Consider the following 20,690-nt stretch of genomic DNA (forward strand, 5'->3'; position numbering starts at 1 on the left):
AGCTTGCTCGCCACTTCCTCTCCCTCATTCAGTTTGCCTCCGTCATCGACTGGCTCAGATATGGCTCTTGAGGGTTTTCAAACACGGCCTAGCCACCGACCCCGGCGAGCAGACCGACCTCAGCGCCAAGGAACCCGAAAAAGCCCAGGCCCTGCAAAAACTCTTCGACCAATGGAACGCCACCATGCAGCCCCCACGCTGGGAAGACCAGCGCTGGAACGGCGAGGAGAGCCGCAAGGAAAAGAAGAGGGTGAAGCGGAAGAAGAAGCAAAAGTAGCTCGGGCAATCTTGCCCGAAACGAGCACCGACTTCTCGGGCAGGATTGCCCGCGCCACCCCGGGAGTTTGCCTCATTGGCTCACATCATACGCTAAATTTTTCACGTTTCATCTTGCCATTCCAGATTGTATTCGTTAAAAATATAACGAAATGTCCGATCCATCCCAGCTTTCACGGCGTGAGCGCCAGATCATGAACGTCCTCCATGCCGAGGGCAGCGCCACGGTGGCCGCGGTGCAGGCGCAGCTCCCGGACCCGCCCACGGACATGGCCGTGCGCCGCCTCATGCACATCCTGGAGGAAAAGGGCCACGTGAAGCGCCTGCGCAAGGAGGGGCGGGAGGTCATCTACGCCCCCGCGCAGTCGAAGGCACGCGCCGGCATGAACGCGCTGAAGCAGGTGCTGGACACCTTCTTTGGCGGCGCGGTGGACGAGGCGCTGGCCGCGCACCTCACCCGCAAAGACGCCGCCCTCACAGACGAGCAGGCACAGCGCATCCAGAAGCTCATCGACGAAGCCAAACGCGAAGGCCGCTGACCTCTTATGAACGCTGCTCCTTTCCGTGACCTGCTTTTCCACACTGCGCTGAAGGGCACGGCGGTGCTTGTCGTGGCGCTTCTGCTCGGCCTGGCCCTGCACCGCATGGCCGCTGCACGCCGCTACGCCCTGTGGATCACCACCATGGCCACGCTGGCCCTGCTGCCTCTGGCCATGGGGCTGCTGCCTGCGTGGCATGTGCTGCCGAAGGCTTCCGGAGAAATGGAATGGCCGGTGATGGAGACGCCGCAGTTCAGCATCAATGCCGAGCCGGCTTTGACTGCGGGAAGCAGCAGAGCCATCCAGCCTGCCGCCGGCGCAGCCTTGCCTGTGCAGGCGCCGGCCCAGACCGCCTTTTCCTGGAATATTTCATGGCAGGATGTGGTAGAAAACATTCCCCTGGCCTGGATGCTTGTCGCATGCGGGTTGCTGCTGCGCCTCGCGCTCAGTGCGTGGCGGCTGCGGCATCTGGAGTCTTCTCTGCACCCAGGTGCCTGCCCCATGCTGGAGCAGGCGGCGCGTGAGCTGGGGCTGCGGCGCAGTCCGCTTCTGCTCATCGGCCCCGCCGATTCCGTGCCCATGGTCTGGGGTGTCTTCAGGCCACGGCTGCTGCTGCCACAGGGCTTTGAAAGCTGGCCTCATGAAAAGCAGCGCGGCGTGCTGCTGCACGAACTCGCGCATTTGAAGCGCGGAGATCCTCTCGCGCTCTGGCTGGCACAGTGGGTCAAGGCGCTGCACTGGTTCAATCCTCTGGCCTGGCTGACCCTGCGCCAGCTGCGTGCCGACCAGGAGCGCGCGTGCGACGATGCCGTTATGCGCCAGGGCGTGCGTGCCAGCGACTACGCACAGTCGTTGCTGGATCTCAGCCGCCACAACCGCATCGCACCGGGGCTCTCGCTCTGCGCATTGACGATCACGCGCTGCGCTCCGGTGGAGGGGCGTGTGAAAGCCATCCTGGACCCCGTTCGTCGGCGCGAAGGTCCCACCCTGCGCTGGCTAGCCGGGATTGCCGGCTGCGCCCTGCTTTTCGCCCTGCCCGTGGCCATGCTCCAAGCCATCGAAGGCCCCGTCCTTCGCGGCCGCATCCTGGATCGCAACGGCGTGGTGCTGGCGGAAAGCACGAAGGAGAAAGTGCGGGTGTATCCGCTCAAGACGCTGGCGGCGCACATGGTTGGCTACGTCCGCACACCTGATCAGAAGCATGCGCAGATCTATGGCGGGGCAGGTTTGGAAGTGAAGCAGGATGCCGCGCTGGCTGCGGGCAGGGATGTGGCTCTGACGCTTGATGCGCGCATTCAGGCCCTCACGATGCAGGCGATGAAGGACGGCGGTGTTGAGCGCGGCGCGACCGTGATGCTCGATCCTCGCACAGGTGAAATTCTGGCCTCTGTCTCACTGCCAAGTTTTGACCCGAACGATTTCATTCCTTCCATCAGTCACGAAAACTGGGATCGTTACCTCAAGGATCAGGACATCCCACTGTTCAATCGTTGCTTCAGAGGACTTTACCCTCCCGCATCCACCTTCACTCTGTTGACTGCCATGGCTGGGTTTTCCACCGGGTTGAGGAATGAGCATTATCAATGCACTGGTTCGGTCACCTACGGCACCCGCGTACTCCAGTGCTGGAAGGGAGTCCGTGATGAGACCGGTCATGGAACTCTGGATCTGAAAGGGGCCGTGCGCGACTCTTGCAACTGCTATTGGTATCAGTTTGGCAATGCGACCCGTGTGGGTGCTTTTGAAAAGCTGTTTGACGCCCTCGGTTTCAATCAAAACTACGGCCTTGTGTCGCATGAGTCGACAGCAATCCTGCCGAGCGAAGCCCAACTGAAAAAAGGCAGTCCTTCTCAGGGACAGGTGAATATGGCAAACCTGGCCATCGGCCAAGGGCTCACGCTGCTTTCCCCGGTCCACCTTGGTATTCTGGCCGCCACAGTGGCCAATGGCGGCAAGGTGCCGCAGCCCAGCCTGATGAAAAGGCAGGCCACCATGCCCTGGCATGTCGAACTTGCTGATCAAGGTGTCACTGCGGACAGCATGGAATTGCTTCGGCAGGGCATGCGAGCGGTGGTCAATGACCCCGCCGGGACTGGGAAGTCTGCGAAGAGCGACAAGGTCGTGATTGCCGCCAAAACAGGCACCGCGCAGTGGAAATTATCCTCGGATCAAAAGCTGGGATTGATGATCGGCTTTGCTCCGTATGACCAGCCGCAGATCGCGTTTGCGGTGATCTATGAAGGCCGCTCAGGCGAAGCCGTCAGTGGTGGAGCCCTCTGCGGGCCGGTCATTAAACGCATCGTGGAGGAGACGCTGGCGCTCCCGGCGGATGGTTCCGGTGAAGTGAAACCGGTGGAAGATGAGGTGACTCCGCTAAAGCAGGCCCAGATTGAGTTTGATTCCCACGCTGAAGAAATCAGGCGCGAGTTTCAGCTGCTGTTTAAAGAGCGCAGCGGCACATGTACGTTGAAACAGATCGATGTCCGGCACGGACGGGTGACCATTTTTGGAGAGGCCGTGGAGATGGCTGCGGCGCTGGGATTCAAGGATGCGCTTCCACAGATCGCAAAAAAATGGGAGATGGAATGGAGCTTTCCTGTTCCCCAGCCTCTGGAGGATGGGAAACGCGTGAAGTTCATGGCCGAGGGGGTCTGCAAAGGAAGCGTGGAAAATGCAGCTCCATCAAAGACGAAGACCACCACAAGCGACGCAGACCGCAGCATCGTCATGGACCCACAAGTGGCGGACCTCTGGAAAAGACTGAAAAGAAAGGGCTGGCTGGCCGATCTGCCAGCCGAGGCGATTGTGCTCGATGGTAATACCGAGCGCCTGGAGCAGTATCTTCCAGGCACACACAGGCTCTTCCGCTTCTCCCTTCCCCAAGAAGCGGCCCGTCGCTGGCTGGAAGATTCCATATTTGTCGAAGGCCAGCGCGAAAAGCTTTTGCGCTGGCCCCGTTTGCCAGCGTCGTTGAATGGCACTTTCACGGCAGCGAACAACTGCACCGTCATCGTTTCGGGTGTGAATGGAGAAACCGTGCAAGTGGTGGTATTTCAACGTTCGATCCCACCAGATGAACCCGGAAAGAACCGACCGTTTCAGAAACCACGCCCGTTTCGCCCCATCTTGATTGCGCCAGATGAATCGCAGGAGCCACTGCCTGCAGGCAGACTGGCTCCTGAGTACCATGGAAAGGGTTTCACTCAGGCTGAAGCCATGCCCACATTGGAAGTGGCCTTGCCAACGCTGCGCCCCGAGATCTCTCCGCAGGAGGTGCCGCTGCCGACCTTTCGGCCGGAACCGGGCCAGCACAGACTGCGAGTGGCTGAACCACTTTCCGTTTCATTGCCCCAACTTCCTCATCCCGTGGATCGTTTCAAAGGAGAACTCAGCGAAGAGTCTCAAAAAGCAATTACGCGTAGCTATCGATTAACTCAGATGCACAGCTTACTCATCAGCAGCCGCATGCAGCAGGCTTTAATCGTCAAGCCGCCGAAGGCCTAGGAAATGAAAACAGGAGAAGCGGTGCCGCTTCACTGCATCAGCAGCCCGCTGTCCGTGAGCCACTCCGTGAAACGCGTGGGCCAGCGGGAGGCGGCGGTGGGTTTCGCGTCGTGCTTGTAGCCAAAGCCGTGGCCGGCATTCGCAAAAATGTGCAGCTCGGCCTTCACCCCAGCAGCCTTGTATTTGAGATAGAGGGTGGCCATGCCTTCGGAGATGTCCTGGCGGTCACTGTAACCAGCGGCGATGAAGAGCGGGGGCATGCCCTTTTTGGCATCAAAGAGGCCGGAGGTGCCGGGGTAGATCAGGGCCTGGAAATCCGGGCGGCTGCTCTGCTGCTCGATGATGTCGGCGGATTCTTTGTTTCCAGGATCATTGGTCATGGCGGCAAAAGCGGCCAGCTCGCCACCAGCGGAGAAGCCCAGGATGCCGATGCGATCCGGCTGGATGTGCCACTCGGCGGCACGGGCGCGCACGGTTCGGATGGCGCGGCGGGCGTCGGCCATGGCGTGGTCCTGAATGGTATAGGTGCTGCCTTTTTCGCGGGCCAGGCGGTATTTAAGCACAAAGGCGGCGATGCCGTGCTCACGGAACCACTCTCCGAGTGCATAGCCTTCGTGGCCCAGACAGAGCTTGGAATGGCCGCCACCGGGGCAGATGATGACGGCGGTACCGGTGGCTTTGTCAGCCGCAGGCACAAAGGGGGTGATCGAGGGATTGTGCACATTGCACACGTTGCTGCCCTCAGTGGTTTCCGGCTCAGCGGCGCGGGCCTCGGAGCCAGGGGCTCCTTTGGGCCAGAGGGGCAGGGCAGCATGGGTGTCTGCGGCAGAGCAGAGCGCGGCGGGCAGGAGCAGGAGGCTGGCGAGAAGGGTGCGGTTCATGGCAAAGCTGGGTGAAATGTAACGCTGAGAAAGCCGAAGTTTGCCAGAAATCATCGCATGATTGACAAATCAAAGAGTACCGCTAGTGTCGCGCCCCCTCTTTTCGAGGGAGGCCGTGACTTGTCCGGTCTGAATCCACTGCTTCCCACTTTCACCACCCCACAAGCCCATGCCAAAGACATTCAGGACCTACCAGCCTTCCAAGCGCACGCGCAAGCAGCAGTTTGGTTTCCGCGCCCGCACGAAGACCGCGAACGGCCGTGACATCCTTCGCCGCCGCCGCCGCGCCGGACGCAAGCGTCTCCTGCCCAAGGGCGTCGAGGTTCACTTCAAGCGTCACACCCAGCAGCACGCGTAGTCTGCTGCGGCGCGCCCCTCCCCATGCGCCTTCCCTCAAACCTGCGGATGAAGCTCGCGCGTGATTTCGCGTGTGTGAAAACGCAGGGAGCCAGCCAGGCTGGAAAATATCTGGTGCTCGGAGCATTGCGTGTGGAGGCGCTCGAAGAGTTTCAGTTTGGCCTCATCACTGGGGGTCGGCTGGGCAATGCCGTGGTGAGAAACCGCATCCGCCGCCTGCTGCGTGAGATCATTCGTGCACACCGTGCAGAGGTTCTCCCCGGGTGGCAGATGGTCATCATCGCCCGCTGGCGTGCACCCCAGGCCACACTGCAAGAACTGGAAAACGACTGGCTGCGGCTGGCACGGCGCATGAGCCTGCTAAAACCCAAGACCTCGGCCCCGCCGCGTTCACCTGCACCATGAAGTGGCTCATCCGCATCCTTATCCGCGGCTACCAGGTGTTTCTCTCCCCCGTCATTCACGCCATTGGCGGTCCCGGCTCCGGATGCCGGTACACCCCCTCCTGCTCCCGGTATTTCCTGGAGGCGGTGGAGACCCACGGGGTGCTCCGCGGCAGTTGGTTGGGCATCTGCCGCATTTGCCGCTGCAACCCCTGGGGTGGCCACGGGCATGACCCGGTACCTGCCAGGAAATGACTCTCCCAGACGAGGAATGACGATTTTTCTTCAACAGTGTAATGGCAGCCGGGCTTTCCCCAGGCATGGGTGCGCCCGTCATTCTCCCGCCCCCTCTCATTGTTCGCTCGACGGCAGGCCAATCCGGCTGCACATGCCGTCTTTCACTAATTCTCTTCCCCCCACCCTTAGCTAAATTTCATGGACCGTAAAAGTTGGATCGTCGTGACGCTGTGTGTCATCCTCATGGGGGTGAACTGGCACTACATGCAGGAAAACCAGAAGCTTCAGCAGGCCGAGGCCGCACGTAAAAAACAGGAAGAAGTGGCCAAAAAAGCGGCCCAGGCCGCAGAGGCCAAGGCCACATCACCCGCCGCAAGTGCCACTACCACAGCCGCTCCCGCAGCCGCCGAGCTTCCAGAAGAAAAGCACTCCCTCAAGGTGGGCACCGTCACGTTTGAGCTCAGCTCCAAAGGCGGCGGCATATCCCGCGCTGTACTGGCTGGCACCGATAAGGTGACGCTCAACGTAAACGGCCTGGAGCCCATCGGTGCCCTGCGCCGCGAGGCCGCCGGACTCGACACCATCGCCTACAAGCTGACCGCCAAGAGCGACAAGAGCGCTACCTTTGAAGGCACCAGCAAGGAAGGCATCCTCGTCACCAAGACCTACACGCTGACCGAAGGTGCCGAGGGGGATGAGCACTTGGTGGACCTCAAGGTCACGCTGAAAAATACGGGTACCACCCAGCACCGTTCCGAGGAGTACTACCTCTATGCTGGTGCCGCCAGCGCCATCAAGCACGACGACGCTCGCTATGACGGCTTCTTCTGGAACAACGCTGGAGACACCGACAAGCATCTCTCCAACTACTATGCCAAGGGCTTCTTCAGCGACGCCCCCACGGAGTTTAAAAACTCCTACAGCGCCCTGCGCTACACGGGCGTGATGACGCGCTTCTACACGCACATCCTCACCCGCATCGCAGAGAAGGATGCCTCCGCCAAATTCTGGTCCTCCCGTCGCAAGCTGGCCCAGCCCATCGACACCGCCCACGCCACGCGCACTGACATCGAGGACTACGCCTACGATGCCGCCATGGGCCTGCCGGTGGTGGATCTGGCCCCGGGAGCCTCCGTCACCGAGAGCTACCAGATTTACCTTGGCCCGAAGGAGTACGACCGCCTCGCCCGCATCGGCCACCAGCGCAGCTACGCGATGTTCTACGGCTACTTCAAGATTGTGAGCATCGCGCTCTCAAAGGTCATGCGCTGGATGCACGACATCAGCGGCAGCTGGGGTCTGGCCGTCATCCTGCTCACCATCTTCGTCCGTCTCTGCCTCTGGCCCATCCACGCCAAGTCCACCATGACCATGAAGCGCATGGGTCTGCTGGGGCCAAAAATGAAAGAGCTGCAGGAGAAGTACAAGGACAATCCCCAGCAGCAGCAGATGGAGGTGATGAAGCTCTACAAGGACTACGGCGTGAACCCGCTCGGAGGCTGCCTGCCGCTCTTCCTGCAGTTCCCCATCTTCATCGGTCTTTACAGCGTGCTGGAAGTGGCCGCCGAGCTGCGCGGCCAGTCCTTCTGGTGGGTTCGCGACCTCGCGGCCGCAGACACCCAGGGCCAGCTCCTCGGCTTCAACATCAACCCCCTCCCGCTCATCATGGGTCTGACCATGGTGGCGCAGATGAAGCTGACCCCGCAGCCTGCCACGGTGGACAAGACCCAGCAGCGCATCTTCATGTTCATGCCGCTGTTCTTCCTGTGGATCAGCTATGACTTCGCCGCCGCGCTGGCCCTCTACTGGTCCACGCAGAACATCTTCAGCATCTTCCAGACCCGCGTCATGAAGCTCTACATGCCCGAGCCCAAACTGGAAAAAGTGGCCGCAAAACCCGCAGCCAAGCCCGCTGCAGCCAACGGCAACAATCCCTTCTTCAACCCCGGCGGTGCGCCGCAGAAGGAGAAGAAAAAGGGAGGCAACAAGCCCCCGCGCCTCGGAGGCTAGAAGACCAAATCCCTGCCATCTGGGCAGGAAGAGTGCTGTCTCGTGACGAACAACGGCGTCCATCCGAAGGTCGGATGACGCCTCTGGCAGACCGCCGCTTTGCCTTCTGACGGGCGTTATCATGGCGATTGTTTCATCCATCGAATTTATTCGTTCGTCATTTCCCCCCTTACCGGCTAAAACGTCATAGTCCCTGCGCGTCATGACTCCCCTCGAACACGCCCACCACATTCTCGACACCATGCTCGGCTACCTGGGCTTTGTGGTCCAGATCGAGGATGACAACGGCCCGGACGGCCCCACGCTGCAGGTGCTCACAGACGACTCCGACGCCCTCATCGGCCGCCGCGGAGAGACACTGGAGGACATCCAGTACCTCGTGAACCGCGTGCTCCAGCGCCACATCAAGGACGCACCGCGTATCCGCGTGGACGTGGAGTTTTACCGCTCCATGCGGGAGGACAAGATGATCGCGCGCGCCAAGGAGCTGGGAGAACGCGTGCGCGCCACCGGCCAGAGCGCCGACTTGCCGCCCATGAACAGCTACTACCGGCGGCTGATCCACAACGTGTTTGTAAACGACCCCGAGGTCATGAGCGTGAGCTTGGACGGCGCGGCGCGTTTCAAACGCATCGTGCTCAAAAAACGCGACAGCTAGCGGCCTCCGAACGCATTTCGTCCCCCCCGCGAACGAAGGAAAACAAGCTTCGTTCTTTACTCGCGACGCGATTCTGAGTTATTTTTTCTAACCCGCGCAAAATTGCCGCGCACTCGTCAACATCTTCCCTCCCAACACCCTCGCAGCTCCCATGAAATTGAGTCGTTACCCATCTGCCGTCATTGCCCTTGCCTGCAGTGCCGGATTTTTGCACGCCGACGTCGTGACCCTCAAGGACGGCAAAAAGCTCGAAGGCAACATCCTTTCCGAGACGCCCACCTCCATCCGCATGAAGTACCGCCTCACACCCAAGATCTGGGATGAGCGCGAGTTTCAGCGCAGCGAGATCGCCGAAGGCGGCATCCTCAAGCAGAAGCCCGAAGAGGTGGAAATCCTCGAGCTCCGCAAGTTCAGCCCCACCCCGGACCTGATGACGGCTGAAAAGTACGAGCAGCTCATCCAGGACCGCCTGCGTCCGTTTGTGAACCGCTACCCCGGCACCAAGGAAGCCGCCGAGGTGGAAGAAATGATCAAAGTGGCACAGGAGGAGAAGGAAAAAGTGGTGGCCGGCGGCGCCAAGCTCGAAGGCAAATGGCTCTCCCGTGAAGAGGCCAAGGCCGAGGCCCTGAACATCAAGGCCTTCGGAATTGCCGCCGCACTCCATGAGAAGGCCGAAGCCAAAGACTACTCCGGCGCGCTCAAGGAGTTCGACAAGCTCACCGACCCCCGCACCGGACTTCCTGCCTCCATCTACTACCCCAAGACCGTGGAGGAGATTCTTGGCGTGCTGAAGTCTTATGAGGGCCAGGTCAACCAGATGATCAGCAATCAGCCGACGCTGCAGAAAATGCGCGAAGACAGCACCAAGAAGCTGATCGAGCCCGACCTTTCACGCCTGAATGACGCCATCAAACGCGAAAAAGAAAACTGGAAGAACACCTTCGAAGAGGAACGCAAGGTCACCCGCTGGTTCACACCCTACAAGTACGACCTGGAAAGTCTCAAGGTGCTCGCCAAGACCATTACCGATGAGATTGACCGCCTCAAAGCCATCGATCTTCCCAGCATCACCCGCGTAAATGCAGCCCTTGCCGAAGTCATGCGCGCAGATGCCAAAGCAGCGACTGACAGAGCAGCACTCCCCAAAATGGCGGAAGCCATCGTGGCAGGAGAGACGGCCGCGGCCACCGTCAATCCCAGCAGCAGAGAATTCTATCGCGCCTTCTTTGGCAGCTACCGCGAGCGCTACACCTACTTCTCTCAGACGGTCGGTGCCGCCTCTGGACAAATGCAGCCTGCCGCAGCCGGCTCCGCTGGTGGCTCCTCCGCCATCGCAGGAACAGCCACTCCGACGACGGATGACAAAGTGGCCGCCGCCTTGGCCGCTGCTACTGCACCGGCACAGCCTGCCGCTGCTCCCGCCGCACAACCCGGTGCTGCAGCTCCTGCTGCCATGCCAGCGGCACAGCCTGGCGCTTATCCTCAGCAGGCTGGCTACCCGCAGCAACAGGCAGGTTATCCGCAGCAGCAGGCCGGCTATCCTCAAGGCTACACCCAGCCTCAGGCCGCCGCACCCGCTGCTGCCGCCGAAGAGGAAGGCATGGGCCTCATGACCATGATCTACATCGTCGTAGCCGTCGTGGCACTGGTGGTTCTGGGTGCCGTCCTTCTGAAAAAGAAGAAGAAGTAAGCCCCCTCCTATCTCCCTTGGGTGCAGCGCTTGTCACTAGCGCTGCACCTTTTTTTGCCGTTCTGGCCCGCTGAAACTCTCCATCGCACCGCAGATGCGTGGATAGCAGAAACCGGGTCTGAAGGCGGAGGCACGAGCCGACGGAGGGGGGACCCCCGCCTGCAGCGTGTTCGTGGATCTGCGAAGGCGCATGTCACTGCAGGAGAGTATGGGATCGGCACAATCACACTCCTTTTCCAGAACGCTGGCTGGCCGATATGAAACACCCGTATGACCCGTTTTCAGCTGCGCGTGGTATTAGCTCTGGGTGCTGGCTGAGAGGCACACTGCACCGCCCCAATCCTCGGCATGCAAACACAAAAAGGGAGGGCCGTAAGCCCTCCCTCTTAAACACGATGAAAAAGCTTCCTTGAAAGAAGCAATTAGCTTTCGCTCTGGACCTGGTCCTTGACGGACATGGCGTCCTTGCCCTGGCGCTGGCGGAGGTAGTGCAGACGGGCGCGGCGCACACGGCCGGACTTCGTCACTTCCACCTTGGCCACCTTGGGGCTGTGCAGGGGGAACACGCGCTCCACGCCTTCGCCGTAGGAAATCTTGCGGACGGTGAACGCCTCGTTGATGCCATGGCCTTTGCGGGCGATGACGATGCCTGCGAAGATCTGGATACGTTCCTTGTCACCTTCCACGACTCGGGTGTGAACCTTGACGGTGTCGCCCACGTTGAAAGCGGCGACTTCCTTCTTCAGCTGTTCTTGATTGATCTTTTCGATGATGTTGCTCATGACACACTCCTAAACCTGCGCTGCGCAAGGCCTTCAAACAGTCCGGCCGGGGGCGAGGGGCGGTGAAGTTGGCGAGTTCCTGGCATTTGGCAACCGGTTTTTCCCTGCACTGGAAACCACGCCGTTCCGCGCCTATAGAAATCACCCCCTCTTTACCATGGAATCCACCACTTTAGCCCTGATCCATGCCGCCATCACCGAAGATGTCGGCTCTGGAGACCTCACCTCCCTGTATTTCACCCCGGAAAACTCCCGTTCCAGGGCTGAAATCGTGGCCCGTGAGCCCGGCGTCGTCTCAGGGGCGGAGGTGGCCCGCACCGTCTTTCTCACGATCGACCCCACCCTGGAGGTGGAGGTCTGCCTGCCTGACGGCAGCTCCTTTGAGCGCGGCGGCGTGCTCATGAAGATCGCAGGCAGCACCCGCTCCCTCCTCACGGCAGAGCGCACCGCACTGAATTTCCTGCAGCGCCTCTGCGGCGTAGCCGCCCAGGCAAGGCGTTATGTAGAAGCGGTAAAACCGCACCCCGTGCAGATCTGGGACACCCGCAAGACCACCCCCGGCTGGCGCCTGCTGGAAAAGACTGCCGTGCGCCACGGCGGCGGCACCAATCACCGCATGGGCCTTTACGACCATGTCATGGTCAAGGACAATCACCTCGCCGCCAACAGCGATCTCCCTTCGCTCCAGGCCGCCATCCATAAACTGCGCTCCGAACGCCCCGGCGTGCGTGTCCAGCTGGAAGCCGACACCCTGGACCAAGTAGCCGGCTTCCTCACGCTGGAAGGTGTGGACATGCTGCTGCTGGACAATATGGGCCCCGAAAAACTGCGCGAAGCCGTGCAGATGGTGGGCGGAAAGCTCTGGCTGGAGGCCAGCGGCGGCATCACCCTGGAAACGATCAAGGACGTGGCTGCCACCGGAGTAAACGCCATCTCCGTGGGCGCGCTCACGCACTCCAGCCGTGCGCTGGACCTAGGATTGGATCTTTACGGCTCCTAGCACCTGCTTGGGGCCGAGGAGCGGAAATCCCGGCTTTGCCCCCGGCGGTGCCGTGATACACTCGCATGCATGAAGACGCTTTTGCTTTCCGCCTTCTCCCTCCTTGCAGGTGCTGGACTGCTCCACGCAGCCTTGCCGGGGGCTGAATCACTGGCCAGGCTCATCACCCGCGAGTTTGACACCAACTCAGACGAAACCCTCGACCAGGGCGAGTGGCAGGGCGGCATTGCCCGCAGCTTTGACCGCCTGGATAAAAACCTCGACAGCTCCATCAAGGCGGAGGAGGTGGACGCGCTGCAGGGAGATCTGGCTGAGGAAGCCGGAAACCTCGGCGGCACGATCATCGTGGCGCTGATCAAGCAGGTGCTGATGTCTCTCGATCAAGACGGCGACAAAGCCGTGAGCCGCAAGGAATACGACGCTCTCACAGACAGCATCTTCACCCGGCTGGACGCCGACAAAAACGCCAGCCTCACGCTCTCAGAACTGGCCGACCTGCCCGTGAAAATGGTCACAAAGTAAAGAAACAAGCGTACACATCGCATCTGGTTCACTATTCGGACCAGCGGGTTTGGCGCGAAAGCAAACCGCGCCTCCCGTACTCTCCGGCACTATGACCAGCCGCCGCCACTTCCTCACCACCGCCGCCCTCGCCGTTCCTTTCATCGCACGCGGTGCTTCCGCACCTGTGGCAAAGATCCTCGAAACGAAGGTCATCTCCCAGCAGCCGGAGTTTTACCACGGCTGGCCCACCGTGGCGCGCCGGCAGAATGGCGAGCTGTGGCTCTCATGGTCCGGCGGCCGTGAGTCTCATGTGTGCCCCTTTGGCCAGGTGCATGCCATGACCTCCAAAGACAACGGCACCACCTGGACCTGGCCGCGCGTGCTGCTGGACACCGCCACCGATGACCGCGACTCCGGCGTGCTCGAAACCTCCAAAGGCTCCCTCATCGTCACCACCTTCACCTCGCTGGCCTATGAGGACTCCTTTAAAAAAGCCGCCGCCATGGCGGAGCTCACAGACAAGGGCTGGGTCTCCAAGGCCATGCCTGCGGAGCGCTATGCCAAATGGAAGGCCGCGCACGAGCGCCTCAGTGATGAAGAACGCAAAGCCGAGCTCGGCGAATGGGTGATCCGCTCCACCGACGGCGGCAAATCCTGGTCCACCCGCATCCCCACCATCGTGAACAGTCCGCACGGCCCCATCCAGCTCAAAGACGGCCGCCTGCTCTACGCGGGCAAGCAGCTCTGGACCCAGGACAAGAAGATCGGCGTCGCCGAGTCCAAAGACGACGGCCAGACCTGGCAATGGCTCGCGGAAATCCCCACCCGCAAAGGCGATACCGCCTCGAATTCCTATCACGAACTCCACGCTGTGGAGGCCGCAGACGGCACCCTCATCGCTCAGATCCGCAATCACAACACCGCCAACAAAGGCGAGACCCTGCAAACAGAATCCAAGGACGGCGGCAAGACCTGGAGCGAGCCCCACAGCATCGGCGTCTGGGGCCTGCCCTCCCATCTGCTCCGTCTGCGCGATGGCCGCCTGCTCATGACCTACGGCCACCGCCGCAAGCCCTTCGGCAATCAGGCTCGCGTCAGCACAGACAACGGCCAGACCTGGAGCGAGCCCATGATCCTCTCCGGAGACGGCATCGGCGGCGACCTCGGCTACCCCAGCACGGTGGAGCTGGCAGACGGCACACTGCTCTCCGTCTGGTACGAAACCATGAAAGACCCCAAGCTCGCCGTCCTCCGTCAGGCCACCTGGCGCATCGAGTGAGGATTGATGCTCTCTTCCTGCCAAGTCTGATCCTGCCATGAAATTTGCTCTGCTTCTGTCCAGCCTGCTTGTCTTGCGGTATCCGCTGCAAGCGCAGACCCAGACGCATGCACAGCTCAAACTCACCGTGCCGCTTGAGCATCAGGTTTTTCAGCGCAGCAGCAAGGACAAGGGCAGCATCCAAATAGCCGGCAGCGCTGCTGCCTCCGTCATCGAGGCACGCATCGGCTCTGGCGGCGCTTGGCAGCGGCTCGATGCAAAGTTCGAAGCCGGTCATTTCACCGCCGTTTTGGAAGCACCCGCCGGCGGCTGGTTCCAGCTTGAAGTGCGCGCATCAGAAGCTGGCGCTGTGCTTGCTGCAGCCACCGTCGAACACATCGGCATTGGCGAGGTGTTTGTCGTCGCCGGTCAGTCAAACTCGGCGAATCACGGAGCCGAAAAGCAGCACAACCAAGGTTCCTTCGCATCCTTCGATGGCCGAAGCTGGCATGTCACGGATGACCCGCAGCCCGGTGGCAGCGGAAATGGCGGCAGTTTCATGCCGCCGCTGGGCAATGCCCTGGCCGCGAAGCTGGGCGTGCCTGTGGGTTTCATCCCCTGTGGCATCGGAGCTACCAGTGTGCGCGAGTGGCTGCCCAAAGGTGCCACGTTTCCAAATCCGCCCACCATCGAATCGCGCGTGCAAAAGCTCCCCAATGGAGAATGGGAGAGCAAGGGGCAGGCCTACGACACGCTGGTGCAGCGCATGAAGTCAGCCGGTCCCCACGGCTTCCGCGCTGTGCTCTGGCATCAGGGCGAGAGCGATGCCAATCAGAAGGACCCGACACGCACGCTGCCTGGAAAGCTGTATCGCGAGTCTCTGGAGAAAATCATTCGCACCTCACGCCAGGAGATTGGCTGGGAGGCGCCATGGTTCGTCGCACAGGTCAGCTATCATGTGCCGGGAGACGAAGCATCTCCGGACATCCGCGCAGCGCAGGCGTCGTTGTGGCAGGATGATGTCGCGTTGCAAGGTCCGGACAGCGACGCGCTCAAAGGCGATCTCCGCGAGCGCAATGGCCAGGGCGTGCACTTCAGCGGCGCAGGCCTGCGCGAGCATGGCGCACGCTGGGCCGCTCAGATCATCCCCTGGCTGGAGAAGCAGCTCAAATGATTCACAAGTGGCTGCGTGCAGGGCCTGATGAAGAAGGAGCGAGCGGAACAAGCGTTGCATCATCCCAGCCGGACGTCACGTTCTGCTTTCATGAAGCATCTGCGCCTCTTCCTTTTAATCGTCACTTCCACCGCCTTGGCGGAATCCAACTGGCCTCAGTTTCGCGGCGAAGGCGGGCTGGGCATCGGCACGGGTAAGCCGCCGGTGGAATTCAATGCGCAGAAAAATGTGAAGTGGCAGGTGGAGGTGCCTTTCGGCCATTCATCTCCCTGCATCTGGCAGGACAAGATCGCGCTCACAGGTCTCGATGCCGGCAAGCTGATCACTCTCTGCCTCAGCCGCACGGACGGGCACGAGCTGTGGCGCGCTGCAGCCCCGGCGGAGAAGGTCGAAGGGGCGCACCGCATCGGCAGCCCGGCCACGCCGACGTGCTGCACGGATGGCACCCACCTCATCGCTTACTTTGGCTCCTACGGCGTGCTGGGCTATGACTGGAATGGAAAGGTGCTGTGGCAGAAGCCCCTGCCACCACCCATCGTGGAGTTTGGCACCAGCGCCTCGCCGATCATCGCGGATGGCAAAGTCATCATTGTGGCGGATCAGGATGTAGGCAGCTACATGATCGCGCTGGATGTGAAGACAGGAGCACAGGTGTGGCGCGTGGACCGCAGCGAATTCCGCCGCAGTTTTTCCACGCCCTTCATCTGGCGGCATGATGGCATCGAGGAGCTGGTGGTGAGCGGCTCTCTCTGGACGCGCAGCTACGATCTCAAAGATGGCAAACAGCGCTGGTCCGCCGGCGGCATGGCGCGTGTCTCCAACACCAGCCCCACTGCCTTGGGAGACGTGCTCCTCGTCTGCGGCTGGAACATGGGCGGAGATCCCGATGACCGTGTGGAGATGGAAGCCTTTGATTCCTTCATGGCTGCCAATGACGCAGACAAAAACGGCACGCTCAGCGAGATGGAATTTCCCGCAGGCCCGCTGCGCGACCGCTTCACCATCATCGACGCCGACAAGGACGGCAAAGTCACGCAGGCGGAGTATGACGCCATGCGCGCCATCTTTGCCCAGGCGGCCAACCAGCTCTTTGCCATCAAGGCCGGCGGCAGCGGCGACATCACCGAGACCCACGTGATCTGGCGGCAGACAAAGCACCTGCCCTATGTGTTCTCTCCCGTAGTGGCCAACGGCCGCCTCTTCACCGTCAAGGGCGGCGGCCTCGCCTCAGCCTATGATGCCAAAAGCGGCAGCCCCCTTTTCCAAGGCGAGCGCCTCGATGCCTCTGGCGAATACTACGCCTCAGCCGTGACCGCCGACGGCCATGTGTACGTGACCTCCCAGCGCGGCGTCATCTCCGTGCTGGATGCCGCAAGCGACACGCTGAAGGTGCTGGCCAGAAATGACATGAGAGCCCCCGTCTTTGCCTCGCCTGCAATCGTGGATGGTGTGATCTATGTGCGCACCAACAAGCAGCTCTGCGCGTTTGGTCATTGACCGATGCGCTCATTCCGCAGCAGCAGCCAGAACACGGCGGCAACAATGTAGAGCGCGCCAAAGCCGCCCAGCACCGCATCCCAGCCGCCGGCGTGCACCAGCAGCCAGGGAACCACGACCGGAAACGCTGCAGCACCCAGATTGCCGCACATGTTGGTCGTCGCGCTGAGCGTGGCCACATGCGGGCCGCCGAGATTCATCACTGTGGCACCGAGGCAGGGATTGGCCGTGGCAGCGCAGAACATGCCCGCGCTGATCACCAGCACTGCGATCACGGGATTCGCGACAAACCAGGCGCAGAAAATCAATCCTGCACACAGCAGCAGCGCCGTGGCGGTCAGGCCCTGCCGCGCGAGGCGCTGGCTGCCCGTGCGGCGCAGCAGCACATCTGACAGCACGCCTCCGGCCATGCAGCCTGTCACATCAGCCAGCAGCGGCAGTGTGGTCAGCCAGCCGGAGCCAAGGATGGTCACCCCGCGCGCCTCCTGCAGATAAGTGGCAAACCAGCTGGCAAAAAAGATGTACCCCGCCGCACGGCAAAACTGCTGCAGGCACAGGCACCACAGTGCCGTACTCCGCAGCAGCAACCCCCACGGCACGCGCGGAGCTTCCACCGCAGCTCCTTGCGGCGCGTCTTGCTCGATCTGCGCGCGCTCGGCCGCATTCACTCCTGGGTGTTCGGTCGGCCGGTTGCGGTACCAGACCGCAAACCATGCAGCCCACAGCACCCCGGGCACCGCATACCACACGAACATCCAGCGCCAGCCGATGCTCACAACCAGCCACGCTGTCAGCGGTGCAGCGATGATGCTGCCCACCGACATGAAGCCGCTGAAGGCACCCGAGGCCGAGGCCTGGGCCGTGCGTGGAAACCACCGCGCCATCACCGTGGTCCCCAGCGGCACCAGCCCCGCCTGCGCCATGCCCATGAAGGCGCGCGCTCCTGTCATCACCGCCAGATTTCCCCATGCCAGGAAGGCGGTGGCCACGGACCACAGCACGCCATGCAAAGATAATGACCAGCGCGCTCCCAGCCGCTGCGCCAGCATCGCCGCAGGGATCTGGCACAGCGCATACGGCCAGAAGAACGAGCTCATGAGCATGCCCGACTGCTCCTTGGTGATGCCCAGCTCCGTACGGATCGTGCTCTCCGCCGGTGCCACCCCATTCCGCGTGAAATACGCCAGCGCCGCCCCCGCGCAGATGCCTGCGAGCACGATGAAGCGGGTGCGGGTGGGTTTCATGGCCGGAAGATCACCAGTCCGTCACGCCACCGTCTGAACCGAATTCGCGCAGCACGATCTCCTGCTGGAAGGGATGCTTCTTCACCTCCGCTTCGTTGATGGTGATGCCGAGCCCGGGCTTCGTATTTGGGCGGACGATGCGGCCTTTTTTCTCCACAGTGAAGCCCTCCTCCACCACGTCCTGCCGCCATGGCACATCGTTGTGCACGGTTTCGCAGATGATGTAGCTCGGCTGTGAGAAGCCAAATTCTAGCGAGGCAGCAGTGCTCACAGGTCCCTGCGGATTGTGCGGCGCGAGAGAGATTCGATGCGCCTCCGCCAGTGCGGCGATGCGTTTGGCGGCGCTCAGCCCGCCACAGTGGGTGATGTCCAGCTGGCAGATCTCCACCGCGCGTTTCTCAAACAGGTCCTTGAAGGCCTCCAGATGCGTCACGCGTTCGCCACTGGCCACGGGTGTGGTGAGTGCGGCATTGATGCGGGCCAGTCCGTCCACGCATTCGGGCCAGCATGGTTCTTCAAAGAAGTAGAGGCCGAAGTCATCCAGGGCTTTGCCAAACTTCAGCCCCATCGCGGGGGAGGGCCGCGCATGGCAGTCCACCATGATGTCGATGTCCGGCCCCACGGCCTCCCGCATGGCGGCCACGGCTGCGGCTGCGGCGCGCACGGGCTTCTGGCCCTCGATGGGCATCGTGCTGGGCACCGCCATGCTTTTAAAGGCGGTGTAGCCGTCCGCCACGGCGGCTTGCGCCAGCTCGGCAAAGCGTTTCGCATTGTCCGCCGGAGTTTGGTAAAAGTCCTCCATCTTGCCGCCGCCGAGATGGCAGTAGGTGCGCACAAAATCACGCACCGGTCCGCCAAAGACCTTGGAGAGCGGCATGTTCGCCACCTTGCCCACGATGTCCCACAGCGCGAGGTCGATGCCCGCGATGGCCGTGGCACGCACGATGCCGTGCCCATGCCAGAAGTGCTGCCGGTACATCATCTGCCACAGGTACTCCACCCGCGTGGGATCTTCGCCAATGAGCAGGTGCGACATGTCCTCGATCGCACCCACGATGCTGCGCGTGTGCCACTCCAGCGTCGCCTCTCCCCAGCCGATGAGCCCGGGCTGGTCGGTGACGACTTTGACGAAGACCCAGTTTCTCATCCGCGCGTGGCAGACGAGTGTTTCGATGGCGGTGATTTTCATGAGGCGATGTGGTTGGAAAGGGATTCGATCAGCTGCTCCAAGCTGCCCGCCGCGACAACGGCGATGCTCTCCTGGTAGATCCCAGTGTCGTAAAGCTCGCGAGGTGGCAGGTAGGATGCCCCCCAGTCGGCGGCAATGGTGGCCACGAGGATGACTTTATCCGGAAAGCGGCGGCGCAGCTCGGTTTGCAGCACGCTGTAGCTCTCTCCCTGCACACCCACCCACACCGCATCGCCCATGTGCCAGACGACGACTTGCAGCGGAAAGCGATCTCCCGGCGGCAGCTGGTGGAGCTTGTGCAGCAGTCGCGTTTTGCGCTCGCTCATCGCACGGCAGTCGGCGGCATGGGCCTCATCGCCTGCAGCACGCGCAGTGGCCTCGGCAGCCTGATAGTGATCCAGCTCCGCCTGCACCTGCGCCACCGTCGGCTGGCCGGGTCGATAGTGCAGAGGCTCCTGCCAGCGCTGCAACTTCCACCCGGCTTTGGTGTCCAGGTTGATCTTCTCGTGCTTCCACGCGCCGAGTGTCGCACCGGAAACGACAGCACCTTGATAAACAAACGTCGTGCCCGCCGCTGGCAGCGCGGTGAGGGCCGAGAGCGCGGCGTAGCCCAGCTCGCGCCCATTGCGATCCGCCACGGCTATGTCACCGACGAAGCCCTCGCGCGGTCCCAGCTCGCCGCTGGCACCCTGCAAAAACAGGCAGGGCGCGGAGGTCTCGCGCTCCACCAGCTCGCGCATCGCGCCGATGTAGTCGGGGCTGATCAGCGTGTTCTCCCATGCCAGCGTGGTGGGATGGCATGCATAGTTCACGATGCTGGCGAGCACTCGCCCGTCATCCGCCGTCACACGCGCCACGATCACGCTGTCATCAGCAGGCACGCCGGGATTGTGCCCGCAGATGTATTGGCTGCCGTCCCAGAAATCGCGCTGCGTGGCCAGACTGCAGCGGCCACGGCCATACACGATGCCGGCAGGTTGCAATGACGCGATGCATTGCCGCATGAGCCGACCTGCTTTCTCGCCCAAACCATCGAGATAGAGAGGAATGAGATCACCGCCGGGCAGAGCGGCCCGGTCCAGCCCCATGAGCCCCGCGCCATGCGTGTGGGAAAAAACCACGAGCACCTCCTCCTTCGCCACACCACCAATCTCCGCCGCCCGCGCCACGAGCTGCGCATGCTCCGTGGCACCCATCACGCAATGATCCAATGCCAGGAGAATCTGCCGCCCCATTCCTTCCATGTCCGCAAACACCGCCACCGTGGCGCGCAGCGGCCGGTGCACACCGGTCGCGCGTTCATGCTTCGCCGCACCCCACATGCGGTGGTAGATGTCCGCAGGAGGTGTGATGTCACACCAGGAAAGCGCAAAACGGCAGCGGCTCTGCGGCGTGGGATCTTCGGTGCGGGAAGGCTGACGCATGAAATTTGGAAGAATGATGAGGGGTAAAATGATGAAAAGGCACGAATCCTTCAAAACATCATTTTACCCGCCATTATTTTACC

At 61.7% G+C, this 20,690-nt stretch carries 18 protein-coding genes and 1 pseudogene; 14 read left to right on the forward strand and 5 right to left on the reverse strand.

Annotation, left to right across the window (positions count from 1 at the left end; translation table 11 throughout):
* Nucleotides 1-67: 67 nt before the first annotated feature.
* The 3 genes from HNQ65_RS19945 to HNQ65_RS19955 all read left to right on the forward strand — a co-directional run bounded on the left by HNQ65_RS19945 (nucleotide 68) and on the right by HNQ65_RS19955 (nucleotide 4,319).
* Nucleotides 68-277: a hypothetical protein gene (locus HNQ65_RS19945; RefSeq protein WP_184342290.1), complete on the forward strand. Its 210-nt coding sequence runs from the start codon at nucleotides 68-70 to the stop codon at nucleotides 275-277.
* 151 nt (nucleotides 278-428) lie between these two features.
* Nucleotides 429-815 carry a BlaI/MecI/CopY family transcriptional regulator gene (locus tag HNQ65_RS19950; RefSeq protein WP_184342292.1) on the forward strand — a complete coding sequence of 129 codons (387 nt, stop codon included), beginning with the start codon at nucleotides 429-431 and terminating at the stop codon, nucleotides 813-815.
* A 6-nt stretch (nucleotides 816-821) separates the two neighbouring features.
* Complete coding sequence (locus HNQ65_RS19955) at nucleotides 822-4,319, forward strand: penicillin-binding transpeptidase domain-containing protein (protein WP_184342294.1); 3,498 nt, start codon at nucleotides 822-824, stop codon at nucleotides 4,317-4,319.
* A gap of 29 nt (nucleotides 4,320-4,348) precedes the next feature.
* On the opposite strand, the gene HNQ65_RS19960 is transcribed toward HNQ65_RS19955, so the two are convergent.
* Complete coding sequence (locus tag HNQ65_RS19960; RefSeq protein ID WP_184342296.1) at nucleotides 4,349-5,200, reverse strand: alpha/beta hydrolase; 852 nt, start codon at nucleotides 5,198-5,200, stop codon at nucleotides 4,349-4,351.
* 169 nt (nucleotides 5,201-5,369) lie between these two features.
* Between HNQ65_RS19960 and rpmH the strand changes: the two are divergent.
* The 6 genes and pseudogenes from rpmH to HNQ65_RS19990 all read left to right on the forward strand — a co-directional run.
* Nucleotides 5,370-5,504: pseudogene (gene rpmH, locus HNQ65_RS19965) on the forward strand (50S ribosomal protein L34); the annotation flags it as partial.
* Nucleotides 5,505-5,581: 77 nt separating this feature from the next.
* Nucleotides 5,582-5,962 carry a ribonuclease P protein component gene (rnpA, locus tag HNQ65_RS19970; protein ID WP_184342300.1) on the forward strand — a complete coding sequence of 127 codons (381 nt, stop codon included), beginning with the start codon at nucleotides 5,582-5,584 and terminating at the stop codon, nucleotides 5,960-5,962.
* Entirely contained in the window at nucleotides 5,959-6,195 is a 237-nt protein-coding gene (gene yidD / locus HNQ65_RS19975; protein ID WP_184342302.1) for a membrane protein insertion efficiency factor YidD, read from the forward strand. The genes rnpA and yidD overlap by 4 nt, the downstream gene beginning before the upstream one ends.
* Nucleotides 6,196-6,375: 180 nt before the next feature.
* On the forward strand, nucleotides 6,376-8,187 hold the full coding sequence (locus HNQ65_RS19980) for a YidC/Oxa1 family insertase periplasmic-domain containing protein (RefSeq protein ID WP_184342304.1): 1,812 nt from the start codon (nucleotides 6,376-6,378) through the stop codon (nucleotides 8,185-8,187).
* 202 nt (nucleotides 8,188-8,389) lie between these two features.
* Complete coding sequence (locus HNQ65_RS19985; RefSeq protein WP_184342306.1) at nucleotides 8,390-8,845, forward strand: Jag family protein; 456 nt, start codon at nucleotides 8,390-8,392, stop codon at nucleotides 8,843-8,845.
* Nucleotides 8,846-8,996: 151 nt separating this feature from the next.
* Nucleotides 8,997-10,535, forward strand: coding sequence for a PTPDL family protein (locus HNQ65_RS19990; protein WP_184342308.1), 1,539 nt, complete (start codon nucleotides 8,997-8,999; stop codon nucleotides 10,533-10,535).
* Between the two features lie 422 nt (nucleotides 10,536-10,957).
* On the opposite strand, the gene rplS is transcribed toward HNQ65_RS19990, so the two are convergent.
* Entirely contained in the window at nucleotides 10,958-11,317 is a 360-nt protein-coding gene (gene rplS / locus HNQ65_RS19995; RefSeq protein ID WP_184342310.1) for a 50S ribosomal protein L19, read from the reverse strand.
* Nucleotides 11,318-11,474: 157 nt separating this feature from the next.
* On the opposite strand from rplS, the gene nadC reads away from it, so the two are divergent.
* From nadC to HNQ65_RS20020, 5 genes are all read left to right on the forward strand, one after another.
* Nucleotides 11,475-12,317: a carboxylating nicotinate-nucleotide diphosphorylase gene (gene nadC, locus HNQ65_RS20000; RefSeq protein WP_184342312.1), complete on the forward strand. Its 843-nt coding sequence runs from the start codon at nucleotides 11,475-11,477 to the stop codon at nucleotides 12,315-12,317.
* Between the two features lie 69 nt (nucleotides 12,318-12,386).
* Nucleotides 12,387-12,839, forward strand: coding sequence for an EF-hand domain-containing protein (locus HNQ65_RS20005; protein ID WP_184342314.1), 453 nt, complete (start codon nucleotides 12,387-12,389; stop codon nucleotides 12,837-12,839).
* 91 nt (nucleotides 12,840-12,930) lie between these two features.
* Nucleotides 12,931-14,100 carry a sialidase family protein gene (locus HNQ65_RS20010; RefSeq protein ID WP_184342316.1) on the forward strand — a complete coding sequence of 390 codons (1,170 nt, stop codon included), beginning with the start codon at nucleotides 12,931-12,933 and terminating at the stop codon, nucleotides 14,098-14,100.
* A gap of 37 nt (nucleotides 14,101-14,137) precedes the next feature.
* Complete coding sequence (locus HNQ65_RS20015) at nucleotides 14,138-15,253, forward strand: sialate O-acetylesterase (protein ID WP_184342318.1); 1,116 nt, start codon at nucleotides 14,138-14,140, stop codon at nucleotides 15,251-15,253.
* A gap of 90 nt (nucleotides 15,254-15,343) precedes the next feature.
* Entirely contained in the window at nucleotides 15,344-16,750 is a 1,407-nt protein-coding gene (locus tag HNQ65_RS20020) for an outer membrane protein assembly factor BamB family protein (RefSeq protein ID WP_184342320.1), read from the forward strand.
* Here the strand turns inward: HNQ65_RS20020 and HNQ65_RS20025 are convergent.
* From HNQ65_RS20025 to HNQ65_RS20035, 3 genes are read right to left on the reverse strand one after another with little or no spacing between them, the layout of a single operon-like run.
* The gene (locus HNQ65_RS20025; protein WP_184342322.1) at nucleotides 16,744-17,994 is read right to left on the reverse strand and encodes an MFS transporter; all 1,251 of its coding nucleotides are present in this window, start codon (nucleotides 17,992-17,994) and stop codon (nucleotides 16,744-16,746) included. The genes HNQ65_RS20020 and HNQ65_RS20025 overlap by 7 nt on opposite strands.
* A gap of 10 nt (nucleotides 17,995-18,004) precedes the next feature.
* Nucleotides 18,005-19,183, reverse strand: coding sequence for an enolase C-terminal domain-like protein (locus HNQ65_RS20030; protein WP_184342324.1), 1,179 nt, complete (start codon nucleotides 19,181-19,183; stop codon nucleotides 18,005-18,007).
* Nucleotides 19,180-20,607 carry a hypothetical protein gene (locus HNQ65_RS20035; RefSeq protein WP_184342326.1) on the reverse strand — a complete coding sequence of 476 codons (1,428 nt, stop codon included), beginning with the start codon at nucleotides 20,605-20,607 and terminating at the stop codon, nucleotides 19,180-19,182. Before HNQ65_RS20035 ends, HNQ65_RS20030 begins: the two co-directional genes overlap by 4 nt.
* Between the last annotated feature and the right edge of the window lie 83 nt (nucleotides 20,608-20,690).

This window comes from Prosthecobacter vanneervenii, assembly GCF_014203095.1.
In the GTDB taxonomy this organism is placed as follows: domain Bacteria; phylum Verrucomicrobiota; class Verrucomicrobiia; order Verrucomicrobiales; family Verrucomicrobiaceae; genus Prosthecobacter; species Prosthecobacter vanneervenii.